Below are 3,564 nucleotides of genomic sequence, written 5' to 3'. Positions count from 1 at the left end.
GCCCGGCAGGGGCTTCACCTTGGAGATTTCAGCCCGCTGGAACTCCAGGAATTCGCGCTGGCGCGACAGGCCGTCCACGCGCGCCGCCAGTTCGGCCCGGGCGGTCTGCACGGCGCGCACGGCGGCCAGGGCCGCGTCGCGCTCGGGCAAAAGGCCCGGCTCGGCCAGAAAGCTGTCCAGAATGCGTGCCTGGTAGGCGGGCTGCAAAAGCTTTTGCTGGCCGTGCTGGCTGGTGTGCAGCACAAGGCCCGCGCGCAGCTCGCGCAGGGTTTCCAGCGAGCCCAGGCGGTCGTTCACGAACACGCGGCTGCGCCCGGAATCGGCGGAAAGCTCGCGCCGGATGATGAGGTCCTCGGCCTGGCCGTCCTCGTTCTGCACCACGAACACGGCCTCCACCACGGCCTTTTCCTTGCCCGGGCGCACCAGGTCGGCGCTCATGGGCTCGCCGGTCAGAAAGTCGATGGCGCGCACGATGAAGCTTTTGCCCGCGCCGGTCTCGCCGGTCAGAGCGTTCATGCCGGGCGCGAATTCCAGCTCGGCGTCCTCAATGAGCGCCAGATCGCGGATGCGCAGGAGTTCAAGCATTGCGGGCCTTGCGCCGGTGCGCGGTGGTCTTCATGTGCATGACGATGTTGTCCAGGGGCAAGGTGTGGAGATGTTTTCCCTTTCGGGAAATATACCCGCTCTCGAAGAGCCAATCAACGTTTTCCTCGGCCACGCCGTACAGGGGAATGAGCTGCCAGGCCAGCTCGCGCGCGCTGTCCAGTCCGGCGCGGTAGGCGTCCTTGAAGCGCGTCTCGTAGACGTTCTCGCCCGGCTCGCAGGGCTTGCGGAACACGTGGTACTGGCGGCACACGAAGGGCCGCAACGGATACACCGAGCAGCGGCCGCGCACCAAAAACGCGCATTCGCCCACCTGCCCGTGGCCCAAGAGCCGCCGCTTCAGCTCCTCCTGCACCTCGCCTTCCAGAATCTCCGAGGCGTACCACCACAGGCCCAGCACCTCGAACTCCGACACGGGGATGACCTGATCGACGCAGCAGTTGCGGCAGCCCGGCCCGCAGGCCACGCCGTGCCCGCGCTTGGCGGTCTGCTCGGCCAGGTCGGCCCGCACGGATTCATCGGAAATGTGGTACGCGTCGAGCAGCCGCACAAGCCAGGGGTGCCGGGCCTCGAACTCTGGATAGGTCTGGCGGCCGCCCATGCTCATCGCCTCAGGCGCGGGTCGAGCAGGTCGCGCAGGCTCTCGCCCAGCAGGTTGTAGCCAAGCACGGTGAACAGAATCGCCAGGCCGGGGAAGACCGAAAGCCAGGACGCGATCTCCAGCACTTCCTTGCCGTCGAGGAGCATGTTGCCCCAGCTGGCGTCCGGCGGCTGCACGCCAAGGCCCAGGAAGGAGAGCGACGACTCCACCAGGATGGCCCCGGCGACGCCGAGGGTGGCCGAAACCAGCACCGGGGCCAGCGCGTTGGGCAGGATGTGCCGCAGGATGATGCGCACGGGCCCGGCCCCGGCAACGCGCGCGGCCAGCACATAGTCGCGCCCGCGCAGGGCCATGGCCTCGGCCCGCACCAGGCGCGCCACGCCCATCCAGGAGGTGAGGCCGATGACCACCATGATGTTCGTCAGGCTGGGCTCCAGGAAGGCGATGACCGCGAGGATCAAAAAGAAGGACGGGAAGCAGAGCATCACGTCCACCAGACGCATGATGACCTCGTCCACCCATTTGCCGAAATATCCGGCCACAAGGCCAAGGGCCAAGCCGATGGCGGTGGAGATGCCCACGGCCACGAAGCCCACCCACAGCGACACCCGGCCGCCGTAGAGGATGCGCGAGAACACGTCGCGGCCCAGGGCGTCCGTGCCCAGCGGATGCGCCAGGGAAGGCGTCAGCAGCAGTGCGTCCACGTTGATGGCGTTGGGGTCGTACGGGGCGATGAAGGGCGCGAAAAGCGCGGCCAGGCTCATGCAGCCCACAAGGCCCAGGCCAAGGGCCAGCATGCCGTAGCGCGAGAGCCACGTGGGCGGGGCCAGGGGCTTGCGTTTCCGTGTCTGGCCGGTCTGGCCGGTCTGGGCGCTCATGCCTCGCCCTCCCCGCTGCCAGCGCTGCCCGCGCCGTTTGCCCGGATGCGCGGATCGGCCAGGCCGTAGCCCAGGTCGGCCAGCAGATTGCCCAGAAGGGTCAGCACCGCGCCCAGCACCAGGCTGCCCATGATCAGCGGGTAGTCGCGGCTCATGACCGCCTGATAGAAGAGCTGGCCCAGGCCCGGCAGGGCGAAGATGGACTCGATGATGACGCTGCCGCCGATGAGCCCCGGCACCGAGAGGCCCAGGATGGTGATGACCGGCAGAAGCGCGTTGCGCAAAGCGTGGCGGAAGATGACCACCCGCGCGGGCAGGCCCTTGGCGCGCGCGGTGAGGATGTAGTCCTGGCGCAGCACCTCGAGCATGCTGGCGCGCATGAAGCGCGACATGCCCGCCAAACTGCCGAAGGTGTACAGAAATACCGGAAGGGCGAGGTGGCGCGCAAGATCCCAGGCCTTGCCCCAGAAGGGCAGCTTCTCGAACCCCAGGCTGGTGAGGCCGGAAATGGGCAGAATGGGCCAGATGATGCCCAGAAGCAGCATGAGCAAAAGCGCCAGCCAGAAGCTGGGCATGGCGAAGCCGATGAAGACGACAATGGTCGAGACGCGGTCAAAGACCCCGCCCTGCCTCCAGGCCGCCGCCACGCCTATGGGTATGGCCACGGCCAGGGTCAAAAGGAGTGAGACGATGTTCATGCCGAAGGTGAGCGGCAGGCGCTCCTTGATCTTGTCCCACACGGGACGGGAATCGCCGGACATGGACCGGCCGAAGTCCAGTTTGGCCATGCGCCCTACCCACTGGCCGTACTGCACGTGGATGGGCTGGTCCAGGCCGTAGAGTTTTTCCAGGCGCTCCCTGGCCACGGCGGAAGCGCCGGGGTTCAGGGTGGTCTGCAAATCCGTGGGCTTGCCCGGGGCCAGGTGGATGACCCAGAAGCTGATGACCGTGATGCCGAAGAAGACCACGGCCACCCAGGCGAGCTTGGCAGCGATTTTGAGCAGTGTCCTGGTCATGCGCGTCCGTTGTTGCTGGTGTTCCGGGCTTTCCCGGTCCGGCAGACAGTTACGCCATTCCCGCGGCGGAGGCAACGCCGCGCGCGCGGCCATGCAAATTTTCAGGATTTTCCATTTTCCCGTTGACAAGGGACGGCCCCTTTCGCTAGACAAGCCTTCCCAACGATGTGGGGCTGTAGCTCAGTTGGGAGAGCGCTTGAATGGCATTCAAGAGGCCGTGAGTTCAATTCTCTCCAGCTCCACCAGATAGATCAAGGGCTTGCGAAGCGATTCGCAAGCCCTTTTTCATTGCCGCACGGCACGCTTGCACTCCGTTTTGCGGGCGGAGCGAACCGATGGGGCCGGGAAAACATTTTCTCTCGGCACGTGCTTTAAGCCCCTGGCCGCCCTTCCCGCCCCTCCTTCCGCTTTCACACCGCCAGGCCGATCTGAACGGCTGTCGCTTTTCCACGCGCCAGGCTAACAC

General features: G+C 66.3%; 4 protein-coding genes and 1 tRNA gene. 1 reads left to right on the top strand and 4 read right to left on the bottom strand.

Annotation, left to right across the window (positions count from 1 at the left end):
• From VN419_RS00210 to VN419_RS00195, 4 genes are all read right to left on the bottom strand, one after another.
• The coding region (locus VN419_RS00210; RefSeq protein ID WP_325643190.1) for an AAA family ATPase at positions 1-585 on the bottom strand (585 nt) is incomplete at its 3' end.
• A complete protein-coding gene (locus tag VN419_RS00205; RefSeq protein WP_325643188.1) occupies positions 578-1,204 on the bottom strand; it encodes a YkgJ family cysteine cluster protein in 627 nt (208 codons plus the stop codon). The genes VN419_RS00210 and VN419_RS00205, both read right to left, overlap by 8 nt.
• 2 nt (positions 1,205-1,206) lie before the next feature.
• The gene (locus tag VN419_RS00200) at positions 1,207-2,001 is read right to left on the bottom strand and encodes an ABC transporter permease (protein ID WP_414652891.1); all 795 of its coding nucleotides are present in this window, start codon (positions 1,999-2,001) and stop codon (positions 1,207-1,209) included.
• A 77-nt stretch (positions 2,002-2,078) separates the two neighbouring features.
• Positions 2,079-3,098 (bottom strand): ABC transporter permease, encoded by a 1,020-nt coding sequence (locus tag VN419_RS00195; protein WP_325643184.1) that lies wholly within the window; start codon positions 3,096-3,098, stop codon positions 2,079-2,081.
• 169 nt (positions 3,099-3,267) lie between these two features.
• Here VN419_RS00195 and VN419_RS00190 point away from each other — a divergent pair.
• A tRNA-Ala gene (locus tag VN419_RS00190) sits at positions 3,268-3,343 on the top strand.
• Positions 3,344-3,564 lie beyond the last annotated feature (221 nt).

This window comes from Humidesulfovibrio sp. (assembly GCF_035560995.1).
In the GTDB taxonomy this organism is placed as follows: Bacteria; Desulfobacterota; Desulfovibrionia; order Desulfovibrionales; family Desulfovibrionaceae; genus Humidesulfovibrio.
The sequence above is the reverse complement of the archived record's forward strand: the minus strand, read 5'-3'. Positions and strand labels throughout refer to the sequence as shown.